The sequence below is a fragment of the Nocardiopsis alborubida genome, from assembly GCF_012396365.1.
Classification (GTDB): domain Bacteria; phylum Actinomycetota; class Actinomycetes; order Streptosporangiales; family Streptosporangiaceae; genus Nocardiopsis; species Nocardiopsis alborubida.
Genome location: NZ_JAAXPG010000002.1, coordinates 178,427 through 194,362 on the forward strand (window position 1 = coordinate 178,427; position 15,936 = coordinate 194,362).

General features: G+C 67.6%; 15 protein-coding genes. 9 read left to right on the top strand and 6 right to left on the bottom strand.

Annotated elements, in window-relative coordinates:
• Positions 1 to 21: 21 nt before the first annotated feature.
• The 4 genes from HGB44_RS03120 (at position 22) to HGB44_RS03135 (ending at position 4,532) form a co-directional block, all read left to right on the top strand.
• Positions 22 to 1,173: a PLP-dependent cysteine synthase family protein gene (locus tag HGB44_RS03120; protein ID WP_269458497.1), complete on the top strand. Its 1,152-nt coding sequence runs from the start codon at positions 22 to 24 to the stop codon at positions 1,171 to 1,173.
• Positions 1,170 to 2,495 (top strand): MFS transporter, encoded by a 1,326-nt coding sequence (locus HGB44_RS03125; protein ID WP_061083654.1) that lies wholly within the window; start codon positions 1,170 to 1,172, stop codon positions 2,493 to 2,495. Before HGB44_RS03120 ends, HGB44_RS03125 begins: the two co-directional genes overlap by 4 nt.
• Before the next feature lie 141 nt (positions 2,496 to 2,636).
• The gene (locus tag HGB44_RS03130; protein WP_061083653.1) at positions 2,637 to 3,044 is read left to right on the top strand and encodes a hypothetical protein; all 408 of its coding nucleotides are present in this window, start codon (positions 2,637 to 2,639) and stop codon (positions 3,042 to 3,044) included.
• Positions 3,045 to 3,254: 210 nt separating this feature from the next.
• Entirely contained in the window at positions 3,255 to 4,532 is a 1,278-nt protein-coding gene (locus tag HGB44_RS03135) for a L,D-transpeptidase (RefSeq protein ID WP_082768655.1), read from the top strand.
• A 158-nt stretch (positions 4,533 to 4,690) separates the two neighbouring features.
• Here the strand turns inward: HGB44_RS03135 and HGB44_RS03140 are convergent, their stop codons facing one another.
• Positions 4,691 to 5,065: an ArsR/SmtB family transcription factor gene (locus tag HGB44_RS03140; RefSeq protein ID WP_061083660.1), complete on the bottom strand. Its 375-nt coding sequence runs from the start codon at positions 5,063 to 5,065 to the stop codon at positions 4,691 to 4,693.
• A 60-nt stretch (positions 5,066 to 5,125) separates the two neighbouring features.
• Positions 5,126 to 5,921, bottom strand: a protein-coding gene (locus HGB44_RS03145; RefSeq protein ID WP_231972698.1) for an IS5 family transposase whose coding sequence is annotated in 2 segments (ribosomal slippage) — positions 5,126 to 5,591 and positions 5,590 to 5,921 — 798 coding nt in all. Because the reading frame shifts where the segments join, the coding sequence is not laid out codon by codon here.
• 140 nt (positions 5,922 to 6,061) lie between these two features.
• On the opposite strand from HGB44_RS03145, the gene merA reads away from it, so the two are divergent.
• Entirely contained in the window at positions 6,062 to 7,462 is a 1,401-nt protein-coding gene (gene merA, locus HGB44_RS03150) for a mercury(II) reductase (RefSeq protein ID WP_061080242.1), read from the top strand.
• A 292-nt stretch (positions 7,463 to 7,754) separates the two neighbouring features.
• A complete protein-coding gene (locus HGB44_RS03155) occupies positions 7,755 to 8,192 on the top strand; it encodes an NADH-quinone oxidoreductase subunit A (protein WP_082768317.1) in 438 nt (145 codons plus the stop codon).
• Positions 8,193 to 8,694: 502 nt separating this feature from the next.
• Here the strand turns inward: HGB44_RS03155 and resB are convergent.
• From resB to HGB44_RS03170, 3 genes are read right to left on the bottom strand one after another with little or no spacing between them, the layout of a single operon-like run.
• Positions 8,695 to 10,326 carry a cytochrome c biogenesis protein ResB gene (resB, locus tag HGB44_RS03160; protein ID WP_061080243.1) on the bottom strand — a complete coding sequence of 544 codons (1,632 nt, stop codon included), beginning with the start codon at positions 10,324 to 10,326 and terminating at the stop codon, positions 8,695 to 8,697.
• Positions 10,326 to 11,144 carry a cytochrome c biogenesis CcdA family protein gene (locus HGB44_RS03165; protein WP_061080244.1) on the bottom strand — a complete coding sequence of 273 codons (819 nt, stop codon included), beginning with the start codon at positions 11,142 to 11,144 and terminating at the stop codon, positions 10,326 to 10,328. The genes resB and HGB44_RS03165 overlap by 1 nt, the downstream gene beginning before the upstream one ends.
• Positions 11,144 to 11,860: a TlpA family protein disulfide reductase gene (locus HGB44_RS03170; protein WP_082768318.1), complete on the bottom strand. Its 717-nt coding sequence runs from the start codon at positions 11,858 to 11,860 to the stop codon at positions 11,144 to 11,146. The genes HGB44_RS03165 and HGB44_RS03170 overlap by 1 nt, the downstream gene beginning before the upstream one ends.
• 170 nt (positions 11,861 to 12,030) lie before the next feature.
• On the opposite strand from HGB44_RS03170, the gene HGB44_RS03175 reads away from it, so the two are divergent.
• Together HGB44_RS03175 and HGB44_RS03180 are read left to right on the top strand one after the other, a co-directional pair.
• Positions 12,031 to 12,462: an ASCH domain-containing protein gene (locus HGB44_RS03175; RefSeq protein WP_231972392.1), complete on the top strand. Its 432-nt coding sequence runs from the start codon at positions 12,031 to 12,033 to the stop codon at positions 12,460 to 12,462.
• A gap of 430 nt (positions 12,463 to 12,892) precedes the next feature.
• Entirely contained in the window at positions 12,893 to 13,594 is a 702-nt protein-coding gene (locus tag HGB44_RS03180; RefSeq protein WP_231972393.1) for a DUF6879 family protein, read from the top strand.
• A 502-nt stretch (positions 13,595 to 14,096) separates the two neighbouring features.
• On the opposite strand, the gene HGB44_RS03185 is transcribed toward HGB44_RS03180, so the two are convergent.
• Positions 14,097 to 14,570: a hypothetical protein gene (locus HGB44_RS03185; protein WP_061080247.1), complete on the bottom strand. Its 474-nt coding sequence runs from the start codon at positions 14,568 to 14,570 to the stop codon at positions 14,097 to 14,099.
• A gap of 116 nt (positions 14,571 to 14,686) precedes the next feature.
• Here HGB44_RS03185 and fxlM point away from each other — a divergent pair, with 116 nt between their 5' ends.
• Positions 14,687 to 15,928, top strand: a complete 1,242-nt coding sequence (gene fxlM, locus HGB44_RS03190; protein ID WP_061080248.1) for a methyltransferase, FxLD system — start codon at positions 14,687 to 14,689, stop codon at positions 15,926 to 15,928.
• Positions 15,929 to 15,936 lie beyond the last annotated feature (8 nt).

The following is a 15,936-nucleotide window of genomic DNA, read 5'->3' on the forward strand; positions in this document are numbered from 1 at the left end:
CGCAGCGGGTGGGAGAGACCCGTGCAGACCAACACCATGGGCGCAGCCGTGCCCGAAACCAGCCCCGGCCGACTCCTGGCCACATCCACGGCGATGGCCCAGCACACACCGGCCGGTGTCGTCGGCAACACGCCCCTGCTGTGGATCGGAGAACCGTTCTGCGGTGCCGGGCAGGGGTTCTGGGCCAAGCTCGAAGGCCACAACCCCGGCGGCATCAAGGACCGGCCCGCGCTGTACATGGTCGAGCGCGCCCGCCAACGCGGGCAGCTCGCACCGAAGGCGATGATCGTGGAGTCCACCAGCGGAACCCTCGGCCTGGGGTTGGCCTTGGCCGGCATCACCTACGGACACCCGGTGGCGCTGGTCACCGACCCGGGGATGGAACCGCTGATGCAGCGGCTACTCACCGCCTACGGCACGACCGTGCACACCGTCACCGAGCCCCATCCGAGTGGTGGATGGCAGCAGGCCCGCCGGGACCGCGTGCGGGAACTCCTCGCGGACGAGCCCGGCGCCTACTGCCCCGACCAGTACAACAACCCCGACAACGTCGGGGCCTACACCTCACTGGCCCACGAACTCATCGCCCAGATGGGGCGGATCGACACCCTGGTGACCAGTGTGGGAACCGGTGGCCATTCGGCCGGGGTCTCCCGGGCGCTGCGCCGGTTCTTCCCCGATCTCACGGTGGTGGGCGTGGACACGGTCGGCTCCACCATCTTCGGCCAGCCCGCCGGGAAACGGCTGATGCGGGGCCTGGGCAGCAGCATCCATCCCCGCAACGTCGACTATGCCGCCTTCAATGAGGTGCACTGGGTGGACGCCGCCCAGGCCGTGCACACCGTCCGCACCCTGACGGCATCCCACTACGCCAGCGGAGGATGGAGTGTCGGCGCGGTCGCCACGGTGGCCCGCTGGCTCGCACGCACCCGCCCGGCGACCGAGCGCATCGTCGCGGTCTTCCCCGACGGCCCCCAGCGCTACTTCGACACCGTCTTCAACGACGACTACTGCGCCGCGCACGGCCTGCTCCGGCGGCCGGTCCTGGAGGAGCCCGACCAGATCGCTCATTCCCGCGAACGCGCCGTGACCCGCTGGACCCGCTGCACGGAGGTCACCAATCCGCGCCAGCACGACGCCGACACGGCCATGGCGGTGGAGGGGCGGCGATGATCGAGACCTGGAGGCGCCTGCGCGACTTCGACCTCAGCGTGAAGCTGTTGATGATCAACCAGCTGACCATCAACACCGGCTTCTACATGCTCATGCCCTACCTCGCCTTCCACCTCACCAACAGCGTGGGCATGGCCGTGTGGGCCGTCGGGCTCGTTCTGGGCATGCGCAACCTCAGCCAGCAGGGCATGTTCCTCGTCGGCGGCAGCATCGCCGACCGGCTCGGCTACAAACCGGCGATCCTGGCCGGCTGTGCCCTGCGCACCGTGGGCTTCGCCGCGCTGGGCTTCGCCGACTCCCTGCCGGTGCTCCTGCTGGCCTCGGCCGCGACCGGCTTCGCCGGGGCGCTGTTCAACCCGGCCGTGCGCGCCTATCTGGCCCAGGACGCCGGTGATCGGCGCGTCGAAGCCTTCGCCCTGTTCAACGTCTTCTACCAGACCGGCATCCTCATCGGACCGCTGATCGGCATGGCATTGATCGCCGTGGACTTCTCGATGGTGGCGAGCGTCGCCGCGGCACTGTTCCTGGCTCTGACCGTGCTCCAAGCCCGGGCGCTACCCGCCCGGCGGGCCCCCGCCGTCCAACAGCGCGCGGGCGTCCTCGGCGTGCTGGGAGACTGGCGCACCGTGTTGGCCAGCCGCGGTTTCGTCGTCTTCACCATCGCCATGGCCGGGTCCTACGTCTTGAACTTCCAGGTGTACCTGGCGATTCCGTTGGCGGTCCAGGACTCCGTCGCGGCGGTGGGCCTGGGTCCGGACATCGGGAGCGTGGCGGTCGCGGCTCTGTTCGGGGTCTCGGCCCTGGTAGCGATCGTCGGGCAGGTCCGCGTCACCGACTGGGCCAAACGCCGCTGGAACGCCGCGCAGGCACTCCCGCGTGGCCTTGCCGTCATGGCTCTGGCCTTCCTGCCGATCCTCGCGATGTCGCCCGTCGTCGGGTCCGTGCGCGATTCCACCGCGCCGTCCCTGGCCGTCGCCGCACTCGTCGTGGCACCGGCGATGCTCACCGTCGCCCTACTCAGCCTCGGTACGGCGCTCGTCTATCCCTTCGAAATGGACACGGTGGTCCGTCTGTCCGGGGACCGGCTGGTCGCCACCCACTACGGCCTCTACAACACCGTCTCCGGAATCGGCATCACGCTGGGCAACCTCCTTGTTGGAGCCGGTCTGGAACTCGATCCGCCGATCTCCACCACGGTTCCCTGGATCGCCCTGGCGGCACTGGGAGCGGTGTGTGCGCTGAGCGTGGGACTGATCGGCCGGACCGGCGCGATCACGGCCTCGCCCCCGTCTGGTGAGCCCGCCGCCTCGTCGGTGGACTGACCTGCCGGGCCGCGGTGTGGGACGCAGCACCGCGGCCCGGCAGACGCACACACTCGGCGGAACGGACAGAGGGCGCGGCGGTGGCACAGCAATGCATCCTCGCAACATTCGTTGCCGGGCTCTTTGGGTAGGGTTTGTGCCGTGTTGGCGATGATCCCGAGGCGGCGATGGCGAGCCGGAGCATGGGCCGTACTGCTGTCGCTGCTGTTCGTCGCCCACTTCTTCTGCGCCGCCGGCGCGATGGACACCGCCGCGGCGGCGGAGCCCGACGAAACCACCGCCGTTACCGGACCGGCGTCGGCGGTAGCCGACTCTTCCGTCTCCGATGACGCCGCCGAAGAGCACCATCTGTGTCAGGCGGGTTCGAGCGCCGGCGCCGACCAGCGCGCCTCCGCGGTCGCGGAGGCCGTGCTGCTGGGTCTGGGCACTGGCACGGCCCTGCTGCGAGCACCCTCTCCACGCGCGGTCTCGTGGCGGTCCTCAACCGCTGCCGCTGTTCCCTGGAGCGGTACGCGGCTGCTCTTCTCGCTCTGCGTCCAGCGGGTCTAGTCACCCGACCTGTTTCCCGCGCGGAGTCGCCGCACCACCACAGGCACGGCTTCCTGTTCGCACCGGGCGTCGTCGACGTCCATGACCTCGACCACCGCCCGGCCCGGGTGACACCGCCGCGTTCAACCTTCCCCATTCCCCCGACTTCCTCCCGGGCATCGCCTGTTCTCACAGAACGGCGACCCCGAGAATCCAGACGGAGAATCCACGATGACGGGAACCACCCCTCCCCCTCCGAACAGACGCCTCGCGCTCGGCCTGCTCACCCTCGGCGTGCTGGGCGCGACCGCATGCTCGTCCCCCCAAGCCGACACCTCAGGTAGCGAAGAACCGCAAGAGACCGCCGCCCCGCTCACTGTCCAGATCTCCCCTGAGGACGGTGCGACCGGCGTTCGGCCCGACCTGCCGATCATCGTCGAGGCCGAGGGAGGCACCCTCACCGACGTGCGGGTCAACACGGCCGGGCAGGAGGGTTCCGGTGCCAACAAGATGACCGGCTCCCTCAACGACGCCAGGACCGAGTGGACCAGCGACTGGACGTTGACTCCCGGCGCCGACGTCACGGTGACCGCCACCGCCGAGACCGCCGACGGAGAGAAGACCGAGGTCACCAGCGCCTTCTCCACGCTCGCCGCCACCGAGGGCCAGCGCCTGGAACTGGCGTCGAACTTCCCCGTCAGCGGCCAGACCGTCGGCGTGGGCATGCCGATTATCGTCGAGTTCGACCTGCCCGTGCAGAACAAGGCGCGCGTGGAGTCGACTATGGAGGTGATCTCCGAGGAACCGGTACAGGGGGCCTGGAACTGGTTCGGCGACCAGACGGCGGTCTTCCGTCCCCAGGAGTACTGGCAGCCCAACCAGAACGTCACCGTGAACCTGCGTCTGGCCGGTGTCCAGGCGAGCGAGGGCGTCTACGGCATCGAGAACCACCAGCTCAACTTCACCGTCGGTCGATCCCAGATCAGCACCATCGACAGCGACACCCACCGCATGACCGTCGAACGCGACGGACAGCAGATCAAGGACTTCCCCACCAGCATCGGCCGGGCCGACGTCGAGAGGTACACCACCACCAGCGGCGTCCACCTCACCATGGAGAAGTACGAGACCCTGGTCATGGACTCCTCCACCGTGGGCGTCCCGGTCGACAGCCCCGAAGGCTACAAACTCGAAGTCCAGTACGCCGTCCGCTTCTCCGACAGTGGCGAGTTCACCCACGCCGCCCCGTGGAACAACCAGCTCGGTGAGGCCAACCTCAGCCACGGCTGCCCCAACCTGGCCACCGCCGACGCCAGGTGGTTCTACGAGAACTCCTACATGGGTGACCCGCTGATCGTCACCGGAACCGACCGCGAACTCGCAGTCGACAACGGATGGGGCTACTGGCAGCGCTCCTGGGACGCATGGCTGGCCAACAGCAACACCGGCACGGCCGACGACACCGGAAAGCCCGGTACCCCTGGCTCCCCGCACGAGGAAACCGAGTAAGACGGCCTGGACCGGTCGGGGCCGCAGCAGGCTCCGGCCCCCGCACACAGCACGTCTGTCTGTCCGCAGGAACCCCCGGGACGCCCGGCGCGGCTCCCGGCCTGGGGGCACACTATGTCTTCCCCATTGAGCAAAGCCATGGAGAGAGTGATGTCCCTCTAGTGGGTGTGGGCATCGATGCGATCGCAGCAGGCCAGGGCGGCCCGGTTGTCGGCGGCCAAGGCGTGGGCGAGCACCACCAGGTCGGCCACCCGTGGGTCGGCGACCCGGTAGTAGGCGCGTCGGCCCTCACGACGAGCGGTCACGTATCCGCAGTCGGCCAGGCACGTCAGATGCGTCGACACGCGTCCCTGGGACAGCCCAACGTGTTCGACGCACTCGGTGACGGTGTGCTCGGCGTGTAGCAGAAATTCCAGCAGCCGTAGCCGGGTGGGATCACCCAGAGCGCGGAAGAACTTGGCGACCACCCCCACCCCGGCCCCTGAATCGGGGAACAGCGTCTGCGTCCCGGGCTGAGCCTGGTCTGCGCTCATGGTGTCGTTCACAGGAACACGCCCTCCCGCTCCCTTGATGCATTTGCCTAAGAGCTCATCTCAAAAGCCGTCAGCATGCTTGGCCAGGTGCTTGTAGCAGATGAGGATGCAGGCGATGCCGAGCATGGCCAGGAAGGTGGAGGCCTTGCGCTCCCAGCGCACGTTCAATCTGCGGTAGGAGCCCAGCCAGGCGATAGAGCGTTCGACCTTGTACCGGTGGCGTCCCAGACGTTGGGAGGACTCGATGCCGGGACGGGCCAGGCGCACGCCGATGCCGCGCTCGCGCAGCCAGCGGCGCTGGTCCCGGGAGTGGTAGGCCTTGTCGCCGTGAAGTTTGGCTGGACGCCGCCGCCGGGGACCTCGCCGCGATCGCACCGCCGGAACGCCCCGGACCAGGGGCTTGAGCGCTTCGATGTCGTTGACGTTGGCCGCGGAGACCGCGCAAGTCAGCGGGAGGCCCTGGTTGTCGCACAGCAGGTGGAGCTTGGAGCCGGGTTTGCCGCGATCAGTGGGGTTTGGCCCCGTGCTCTCCCCCTCTCTTGGCGCGGATCGACTGGGAGTCGACAGTGGCGCGGGACCAGTCCAGCAGGGCGCGTCTGCCCAGCTCATCCAGGATCGTGCGGTGGATCGTGGGCCACAGGCCCATCTCGGTCCAGGTCTGAAACCAGCGGTGGGCGGTGGCACGGGTAACGCCGAACAGGCCATCGGCCTTCTCCCAGGAACAGCCGGATGCCTGGACGAACAGCACCGTGGTCAACACGGCTCTTTGGTCCGCCCGGGGTCGGCCGGTCCGCGGCGCGGGAGGCAGTAGCGGCTGGACGATCTCCCAGAGCCCATCGGGCAACACATCGCTCACAGCACGTGATCATGCCAGGCTCAGGAGCATCTCGTAGGGCTTTTGAGATGAGCTCTAAGCGGATACTATCCGAACAGGGTGTATTCGCTAAGGCGAATAAAACTAGGTGGTCCGAGTAGCTGACGCGCAGGGGAACGGTCATGGCTTTCGATCTGGCAGTTATCGGTTCGGGCGGGGCTGCGTTCGCCGCCGCGATCGCCGCGCGGCGCAAAGACCGCTCGGTGGTGATGATTGAGCACGGAACCATCGGCGGCACCTGTGTCAACACCGGATGCGTGCCCTCCAAAGCGCTGCTGGCCGCGGCCGAGGCACGTCACGTCGCCCTGTCCGCAAACCGATTCCCCGGCATCCGGACCAGTGCCGAGGACGTGGACCTCGCCGAGTTGATCGAAGGCAAACGTGCCCTAGTGGAGGACATGCGCGCCGACAAGTACGTGGACCTGGCCGCCGAGTACGGCTGGGAGATCGTGTCCGGGCACGCCCGTTTCGCCGAGGGCCCGGCGCTGGCGGTGGAGTTGGCTGACGGCGGGTCTCGCCGCATCGAGGCCGCCCACTATGTGATCGCCACCGGTTCGCAGCCCTGGGCGCCGTACATCGAGGGCCTGACCGAGGCGGGGTACCTGATCTCCACCACCGCCATGGAGCTGGAGGCACTGCCCTCGTCGCTGCTGGTGGTGGGCGGAAACTACATCGGCTTGGAACAGGCCCAGCTCTTCGCCCGCCTGGGTGTCGAGGTGACCGTGGTGGAGGCGCTGGACCATCTGGCCCCCAACGAGGAGCCCGAGGCCGGTGAGGCCATCGCTCAGGTCTTCGCCGACGAGGGCATCACCGTGCGCACCGGCGCCACGATCTCACGTCTGCGGCGCGAGGGCGGTCGGGTAGTGGCCACGGTCGATGGCCAGGAACTGGTCGCCGAGGAGGTGCTGGTCGCCACCGGACGCCGCCCGGTCACCGACGGCCTGAACCTTGACGCGGTCGGGGTCCAGGTGGATGCACATGGCGAGGTCGTGGTCGATGAGTACCTGCGCACTACCAACCCGCGGATCTGGGCGGCGGGGGATGTGACCGGGCACCCGCAGTTCGTCTACGTCGCCGGAGCCCACGGAGCGGTGGTGGCCGACAACGCCCTGGACGGCGCCGACCGGGTGCTGGACTACCGCCACCTGCCGAGGGTGACCTTCACCAGCCCGGCCATCGCCGGTGTCGGACTCACCGACGCCCAGGCCGAGCGGGCGGGCCTGGACTGTGAGTGCCGGGTCCTTCCCCTGGAGAACGTGCCCCGCGCTCTGGTCAACCGCGACACCCGGGGGTTGATCAAGGTTGTGGCCGAACGCGGCACCGGCCGCGTGGTCGGGGTGACCGCGGTGGCCGAGGGCGCCGGGGACGTGATCGCCGCCGCGGTCTACGCCGTTCAAGCGGGGATGAGCGTCGATCAGATGGCCAACACTTGGTGCCCCTACCTGACCATGGCAGAGGGGTTGAAGCTGGCCGCCCAGACCTTCACCCGCGACGTCGCCAAACTCTCCTGCTGCGCCTCATGAACCACCACACCTGACGAGAAGTCCAAACATGACCGTCGCGACACCGAATCCCTGACCGGCGTTCAACGGGATCCTGCATGCGGAACAACCGTACGAAAACCGGGTGGACCCACGAATGGTCCCGGGCCGAATCATGGTCGCCACTCCCCTGATCAGCGTGCTTCTTCCCCGATTCGTCACCTGTTCTCCTCTAGCGTGGTCCCGGTATGGGCACCATGCCGCATCCTCGGAGTTTGCGACCTCCGACGCCGAGTAGCCGCAGGTGGTAATCGGCCACGGCAGGAGGTATCGAGTGGAGGATTTCGGATCGGCGCTCGTCCTCGCCGGTGTGGTGGCCGCCCTCGTCCTCGGCGTCTACGGCGTGTCCGCGGCGGTACGCCTCCGGCGCGCGCCGGTGACCGTGGCGCCGTTCCTGTCGGGCGAGGCCGTAACCGAGCACGCGGTCTCGCGGTACCACGTGCGCTGGTACACGGTGACGCTGCTGTTCCTGGCCTTCGACATGGAGATGGTCTTCATGTACCCCTGGGTGCTCGTCGTGACGGACAAGGGGGCGCCCGCCGTCGTCGAGATGTTCGCCTTCCTCGCCGTCCTGGCCGCGGCGGTCGTCTACGCGTGGCGGAAGGGGCATTCCGGTGGACCTGACGGGATGGCTGCTGCGCCGCGCCGTACCGCGCGCCTTCATCGTGACCGTGACAGGCATACAGCCGATGGTGTCTCGTGCCGGGTGTGATGGAGACTCTGTCATGTACCGGCTTTGATGGAGCCGTGTTTTCGGATCCTCAGGCCATGGTGCTCGGTTGTCTCTTCTCGAACTCGACGGGTGTCCACCAGCCGATCGCCGAGTGCCGGTAACCGGCCCGGCACCACTACCGACACCAGGCCCACAAGATCGCCGAGTTCGAACATGAGAACCGTGAGCTGCGCAGGGCCAATGCCATCTTCAAGTCCGCGTCGGCATTCTTCGCGTCGGTGCCGGTTGTGTCAGGAGATACTGGTCCGCCTCCCAGAACCCGTTCGGCCTGCTCCGGAAACTACGTGTGTTCGGCTATTGCGTGCGCCATAAGCAGTTCGTGCGCACCGATCAGCGCGAACGAGGGCCAAGCGTCGATGGTCCTCGATCACACCATGTTCGCGGCCGGTGAAGCGCCCGAGCCAATGATCAACAGCGTCTAGGGCAACACACCACCCTTGCGGCCTTGATGAGCAGAGGCGTCGAGGGCCCAACGATCACGTCACGTAGCCGTCAGCTCCGGCGGGCCGGATGGCGTGCTACTTCGGGGGTTGCCGTCTGACTTGCTCTGAAGGCGCCTGGCGAGCTCGGTGGTGAGTTCGTGGAACTCCACGTTGTTTCCGGCCACCTCGGTCTTGCCGAGACCGGCCAGCTCCACCCGGGTACGGCCGTCCTCGCCCCTGGTCGCGCGCACCCACACGCGACGCGGACGGACGAACAGGGTGATAATCAGGCCGACGACGATCAGGGAGGCCGCGGCCAGCGCGGGCAGTCGGGCGCCGTCCCGGTTGATCTGAATGCTGATGTAGTCCTTGTATCCGGAGAAGGTGATCGACCCGGCGCCGTCGGGCAGTTCCCAGGTGTCGCCGATCTCCATCACGGGCGAGCTGCCGAGCTTCTCCATGTCGCTGGTCTTCAGCTGGTAGACCGACTGCGGGTCGATCAGGCCGAGGTCGCCCTGGTAACCCTCCAGCGTGACCCGGGGGTTTTGCACGCCGGGGAATGTGGAGACCAGTTCGCCTTCAGCATTCTCTGCGGCAGTAGGCAGGAACACCCCAACGAAACCAAGCTGCTCGCCTCCGGTGTCGGGCACCTTGACCACACCGTCGGAGGTGTAGGTGGCGGTCTCGCGAAACAGGAACGGAACCGCCTGTTCGAAGACCACCTCGCCGTCGGCGTTGCGCACCTCGAACTCCGGCGCGTACCCGTGACCGAGCAGGTAGACCTGCACGCCGTTGACGCTCAGCGGGTGGTTGACCTCCAGCTGGTGCCGTTCCTCCTCGCTCTGCGGTGTCTCCCTGTAGGTGAGGTCGGCGACATAGGACTCCGCCTGCCCCCGCAGCTCACCCTCCTCAATGAACTCCGCCTCGAAGTCCTCCAGGTGGAGGGAGAACGGCTCCAGGTCGCCGGTGTCGGTCCAGTGCCCGGGGTAGAAGGCGTCGTAGGAGGTCAGGGTGTTGGCGAACCCCTGGCCCTCCACCAGCAACTGGTTGCCCCGGTAGCCGAAGAAGGACCCGGCGGCCAGCGCCAGCAGCAGGCCCAGCAGCGCGAGGTGGAACAGGACGTTCCCGGCCTCGCGCAGGTAGCCCGTCTCGGTGGAGAGGGAGTCGCCGTAGCGCTCGATCCGGTACCGCCCGAGGACCCCGCGGGCCCGTTCCAGCACCGTCTCGGGGTCGGCGTCCGTGGTGAACCGCGCCGCGTACGGCATGCGGCCCAGGTTCCTGGGTGTGCGCACCGGCCGCGACCGCACCGCGCGGGCGTGCGCCATCGCGCGGGGGAACACACAGCCCGCCAGGGAGACGAACAGCAGCAGGTAAATCGCCGCGTACCAGGGCGAGGAGAACACGTCGAAGAGGTAGAACCGGTCCAGCCAGGGGGCCAGCTCGGGGTTCTCCTCGAAGTAGGTCTGGACCTCGGCGACGCTCACCACGTTCTGCGGCAGGAACGAGCCGGGGATGGCCCCGACCGCCAGCAGGAACAGCAGGATCAGCGCGGTGCGCATCGAGGTGAGGACGCGCCAGGCCCAGCGCAGCCAGCCGACCGGACCCAGTCCCCTGGGCTGGTGCCCATCGTTCTTCCCGTCGGCCACGTCGGCCTTCCCTGCGTTCTCAGTCTCAGTTTTAATCGTGCTCATCAGATCACCGTCTGGAAACCGGCGGCCCAGCCCTGCATGGCCATGGTCAACTGCGTCCACAGTCCGGTCACCATCGCCAGACCGACCAGCACGAGCATGGCCCCGCCGACCACGGTGACCGCGCGGGTGCGGCGCTTGAGCCAGTCGAAGGTGCCCAGGGCGCGCCGGTAGAGGAGCGAGGCCAGGACGAACGGCAGCCCGAGCCCGACGCAGTAGACCAGGGACAGCAGCATGCCGCGGCCCGCGCCGCCCTCGACGAAGGCCAGGGTCTGCACGGCGGCCAGGGTCGGCCCGATGCACGGGGTCCAGCCGAGGCCGAAGAGAACGCCGAGCAGGGGCGCGCCCGCCAGTCCGGCGCGGGGCAGCCGGTGGAAGCGGAACTCGCGGCCGAAGCCCGGCATGACGCCCATGAAGGCGAGGCCAAGGACGATGGTGAGAACACCGAGCACCCGCGTGATGGGATCGGTGTAGTCCATGAGGATCTCGCCGAGCCAGCCGATGAAGCCGCCGACGGCGACGAACACCAGCGTGAAACCGGCGATGAACAGGACGCTGCCGGTGACCATGGTCCAGCGGCGGGAGGCCAGTTCGGCGTCGATGTCGGCGACGGTTCGCGTGGCCGAGGCATCCCCTGCGCTTACGTCCCCCTTTTGGTGCTCCCGAACATGGGAACCGCTCACACCGGAGATATAGGACAGGTAGCCCGGCACGAGCGGGAGCACGCACGGGGAGAGGAAGGAGACCAGTCCGGCGGCCAGTGCCAGCGGGATCGCGGCGAGCAGGGAACCGGTGAGGACGGTGGCGCCAATCACATCCATCAGTTGGTGCCTTCCTCGATCGCTGCGTCACCCTTGTTTTCGAGTTCCTTTGGCGATTCTTCGGCGTCTTGTTCGGCGACCCGGGGGCGTTCCTCCGGGTCACCGAAGCCGAACTCGACCACCAGCGGGTTGAGCAGGTCGGTCAGCTGCCCGTAGGTGGTCGCGCCGATGACGCGCGCGGCGATGCGACCCTCGGGGTCGATGACGAGCGTGCTGGGGATGGCCCGGGGCGGGACGGTGTCGCGGAAAGCCTGGGGCACCGCGCCGGGCTGGTCGTACAGGCTCGGGTAGACGACACTCTTACTGGAGGTATAGGCCTCTGCCGCAGCTCGGCTGTCCTTGATGTTCACACCGAGGAAGCCAACGCCGAGTCCTTCGTATTCAGTGTGGACCTCGTCCAGGACCGGCTGCTCGGCCCGGCAGGGGCCGCACCAGCTCGCCCAGAAGTTGAGGACGACGATGCCGCCCTCGTAGTCACTGAGGGAGACCTCCTCGCCGTCGAGGGTGGTTCCCGTGACGTCGGGCGCCTCGGTGCGCTCGGCGGTCTCGAAGGTGGTGGCGCTGCCGTCACCGGAGACGAACCGTTGGTCTTCGTTGGTGGCCTGGATCTCGTTGCCCCCGGCACAGCCGGACAAGGCGAGCACGGCTGCCAAAGCAATCGTCACAGGTCGCGGCACGGCACGATGGCGCCATGTGCCAGGGGTGCTACTGGGCATGGAGGAAACCTCGTGGACACGTATCAGCGGGGCGGACTACAACTACGACGGAGTGTAGTAGTTGCTTTGAGGATCCTTCAGGCGCCCCTACACAAGGGGCGTTCGGCCCGTACACGTGAGGACGTGTGGACTGAAGAAGCTCTGACAGCAGTCGACGAGCAGAGCACATCATGTTGGAGGTCGACAGACCGGGATTTCGCGTCAACCATTTTCGAAGAACACTAGGGCGACTGATGAATTCCCGAACCGCCGACCTCGACCAGCGCCCTCGCACACACGAGTTGGGTATCGACAAGCGGTACTTCGACCTGATCGCCTCGGGCAAGAAGACGACCGAGATCAAAGTCAACGACAGCAGCCGCAAGCGGTTGAAGGAAGGTGACCTTCTCCGATTCAAGTGCCGCGACGAGAAGGTGCTCACCCGGATCACGCGAATCGCTCGGTACGCCGACTTCGATGGGATGTTCGAGCAAGAGCTAGTCTCGTCGGTCAACCCGACCGCGGCCAAGGCCCACCAGTTGCGCAGCATCCGAGAGATCTATCCACCTGAGCGCGAAGCCCTGGGTGTGGTCGCGATCGGTATCGAGCTCGTCGAATCATAGCCGGGCCTGAGAAATACGCCCCGCTTCTGAGCGAGAGTGGATCCGTTCCACACCTCAACGGGTCTAGACCACCGTTGACCGACAACCCTGCTTCCGACAACTGACTTGCCTAATGAACGCCGGGCGCGTTCCACATACCCGCGTCCTAGAGGATCACCACCCGCCTCTGTCGCCGACGTAGGCCCGGCGCGTGTTGTCCGGGACCGCGTCGGCAATCTTGGCGGACGCCGCCTCATGGAGATCCCGGATCCGGCCCCGTACCTGAACGGAGGCGGGGCCTGGACCGATGCCGGGATCGGGAGGGCGTATTCGTTCTCCTGTTGTGTGTGAGGCACCGCGTCTGCGTCTCCTGCTTCAACCTCACGTACTGGACCGGGTATGGACCACATGATCTCCTACACAGAGGTCATAGCACACCGGAAGGAAGGCCGTGGACGGGACCACCGGATCCCCCAGCGCTGAGCACCGCGACACAGCGCTCCCCGATGCGCTGGCTGCGGCAGACATTCGACGGTTGGCTCGTGGTGATGCCGCCTTCGAGGAGGCAGACCGTATCCGCCGCCGGTACCTGCAGGACAGTCGATCCCGTCCATTGACGGAGGAGGAGTTCGACTACCTGTTCCAGGAGTGCCGCTACACGGCCTTCCGGCTGGAAACGCTCCAGGCCTACGACGTCGGCTACGAGCGGGAAGCCTTTGCTGCCTTCATGGCTGATGGAGAACTGATCGAATCCGACTCCCAGCAGGAGTGGGACCGCATCGTCAGCCGCGGCCCCCAGTTCCGTCGGGTCCACGTGGTCACCGAACCCCTGACGGACTACGTGCGGTTCGAATGCGCCTGCGCCTACCGTCGCAGTGTCCGGGCGGGCGAGGGCGTCCACATCCTGCCTATCCAGGAAGGCGCGTGGCCCGAGGGCATCCCCCAGTACGACTTCTGGCTGTTCGACTCACAGCATCTGGTCCGGATGCACTACACCGCCGATGGCACCATGCTCGCCCCTGAACTGGTCACCGACCTTCACCAGGTCGTGAACGCCAACATGGTGCGTGATCGGGCACTTCACCTGGCCATACCCTTCAGCGACTACGACCAGCGGTTCGGTACCCACATGCGTCCCCCTCGTCCGGCGTAGGGGAATCCGGCGCGCGTGCGAGCGGACCCCGTCGGCACCGGAGCGAAGGCGCCGATTCCTTCGGGTGGGTGGGCGATGGAGCCGAGCTCGGCCGCGGCCCCGCGCTGGCGGGCAACCTCCACAGCCCCGGGGGGACGGGTCGAGTCCTAACACGTCCTTTCCCTGCTGTTGGAGGGCCAGGGCGTGGCGTCCGGCCCCCGTATCCACGTCCAGGATGCGCCCTTGGGTCAGCGCTACCGCCCTCTGGTCCAGTTCGGACAGCTCCTCGGCAGGGGTGAAGTAACGGACGGCGTCGGCAGCACTGATGTAGCCGTCATCGCGTTCGGTGATCTCGAAAGCGGCGCCCGGTGCGGCGCCGGCCGCCCAGCAGCGTTGGAGTGTGCGCCCGAACGCGTCACCGGTCCGGGGTTCAGGGATGGTGTGTTCCATAGCGGGTGAGCCTTGCAGCTCTTGGGTTGTGGTGCAGCGGGTTTCTTTCGGCCGCTCAGGTTCGGGCGGGAGCTCACGTGCGCGGCTGGTCGCTGGCCGAGGGGGCAGGAACGAGCAGGCCCTTGCGGTAGAGGGTCAGCGCCAGGTCCACGACCGTGGTCGTGGCCTGGGAGCGGCTGTAGTCGAGGCGGCGCCTGGTGCGTTGGACCGCTTGGGTCAGCCCGCTGGTGAAATGGACCGACTCCATGACGGCCAGGCACTCGTGGTTGAAGTGCCCCGCTTGCCCGGTGCGTTCGTCCCCCACCGCCAAACAGCCCAGGCCGTCATCTGTCCAGCGCACGTACTCAGCGATACCCAACCCGCCTTGAAGGCCTTCGGTCACGGCCAAGTGGTCGATGTCCTGCGCAGGGTGCGCCTGGTGCCAGGCGATCAGGGACTCGGTGTAGCCCTCGTGCAGGTCCTCATCCAGGAGCTGGCGCCATCCGCAACCGGGGCACTCGATCCTGGTCTGGTGCAGGTCTGTGATGGGCGTGTGGGGAGCAGCCATGTCTTGACGGTAGTGCTCCAGAGCGCTTGGGGGGCCTTTTCTCAGAATAGCCCTGCCTGCGGGTGGCCGGCGTTCTACGCTGGCCCTGCCCGCATACTGCCCCCAGGAGAGGTGCGATGACCTCGACCACCACCGGACATCCCCACGCTGCGCTCCGCGAGGCCATGGTGGACCGTCTGACCCAGCAGCAGACTCTCACCGCCCCGGTGGCCGAGGCGCTGCTCGCTGTGCCCCGGCATGTGTTCGTGCCCCACGCTCCGGTGGAGGAGGCCTACGCCGATCGCACGGTCTCGGTCAAGGACGGCCCGGATGGGGATTCCATCAGCTGCGCCTCACATCCGGCGGTGGTGGCCCGCATGCTCGTCCAAGCGCAGATCGAGCCGGGGATGCGGGTGCTGGAAGTGGGAGCTGGCACGGGCTACAACGCTGGCCTGCTCGCCCACCTGGTCGGCCCCCACGGGCAGGTGGTGAGCATCGACGTCGGCCACGACTTGGTCACCGATGCCCGCACCCACCTGGAGCAGGTCGGGGCAGACCAGGTGCAGGTGCGGTGTGCCGACGGCGCCCTGGGGGCGGAGGATCTGGCGCCGTTCGACCGGATCATCGCCACCGTGGGAGCCCACCATCTGCCGATCGCCTGGCTGGAACAGCTCGCCCCCGGTGGGGTGCTGGTCGTGCCGATGCGGGTGGCCGGGGACGTGGGCTATGCGTTGGCTCTGCGCGCCCACCAGGACCACTGGGTGTGTACCAGTGCTGAGCTGTGCAGTTTCATGCCGTTGCGCGACGGGATCGGGGACGACTCGCGTCGGCTGGTGGATGTGTCCGGTGACGCGGGGGTGAGGTTGCAGGTCAACCGGGAACAGGACATCGCCGACGCCCAGGTGGTGGGGGTGTTGGCCGAGCCGGAAGAGACAGTGTGGACTGGGGTGCGGTTCGGTGGCATGGAGTCGCTGGACGGCATGTGGTTGTGGCTGGCGCTGCACCTGGACAACACGCTCTCGCGGTTGATGTACAGCCGAGAGGAAGAGGCTCGCAAGGGGTTGGCGCGCGGTCTGGGGTGGGGGGCCATGGCCAGCGTTCCGGACGGCGAGCGCGGACTGACCTACCTCACCCACCGGATCCTGGAGCCTGAGGGCGAGCAGGGGCCGCGTACGGAGATCGGCGTGGTCGGGCACGCCCCGGCCGGTCAGGCCCTGGCCCGCCGCGTGTGCGAGCTGATCAACGCCTGGGCGCTGCACCGGCACGCCAGGCCCACCTACACCGTGTACCGCGTCGGGGCGCACACGCCCACCCCTGGGCCGGGGGTGTTCGTGTTGGACCGGGGCCCGGTCCAGCTGGTCTTGTCCTGGGACCTGTAGGCGCTCAG

Excerpts from the sequence above, each read along its gene's own strand:
- HGB44_RS03125 (WP_061083654.1), top strand. The coding sequence starts at position 1,170 with ATGATCGAGACCTGGAGGCGCCTGCGCGACTTCGACCTCAGCGTGAAG.
- HGB44_RS03135 (WP_082768655.1), top strand. The coding sequence starts at position 3,255 with ATGACGGGAACCACCCCTCCCCCTCCGAACAGACGCCTCGCGCTCGGC.
- HGB44_RS03140 (WP_061083660.1), bottom strand. The coding sequence starts at position 5,065 with ATGAGCGCAGACCAGGCTCAGCCCGGGACGCAGACGCTGTTCCCCGAT.
- merA (WP_061080242.1), top strand. The coding sequence starts at position 6,062 with ATGGCTTTCGATCTGGCAGTTATCGGTTCGGGCGGGGCTGCGTTCGCC.
- resB (WP_061080243.1), bottom strand. The coding sequence starts at position 10,326 with ATGAGCACGATTAAAACTGAGACTGAGAACGCAGGGAAGGCCGACGTG.
- HGB44_RS03165 (WP_061080244.1), bottom strand. The coding sequence starts at position 11,144 with ATGGATGTGATTGGCGCCACCGTCCTCACCGGTTCCCTGCTCGCCGCG.
- HGB44_RS03170 (WP_082768318.1), bottom strand. The coding sequence starts at position 11,860 with ATGCCCAGTAGCACCCCTGGCACATGGCGCCATCGTGCCGTGCCGCGA.
- HGB44_RS03175 (WP_231972392.1), top strand. The coding sequence starts at position 12,031 with ATGTTGGAGGTCGACAGACCGGGATTTCGCGTCAACCATTTTCGAAGA.
- HGB44_RS03185 (WP_061080247.1), bottom strand. The coding sequence starts at position 14,570 with ATGGCTGCTCCCCACACGCCCATCACAGACCTGCACCAGACCAGGATC.
- fxlM (WP_061080248.1), top strand. The coding sequence starts at position 14,687 with ATGACCTCGACCACCACCGGACATCCCCACGCTGCGCTCCGCGAGGCC.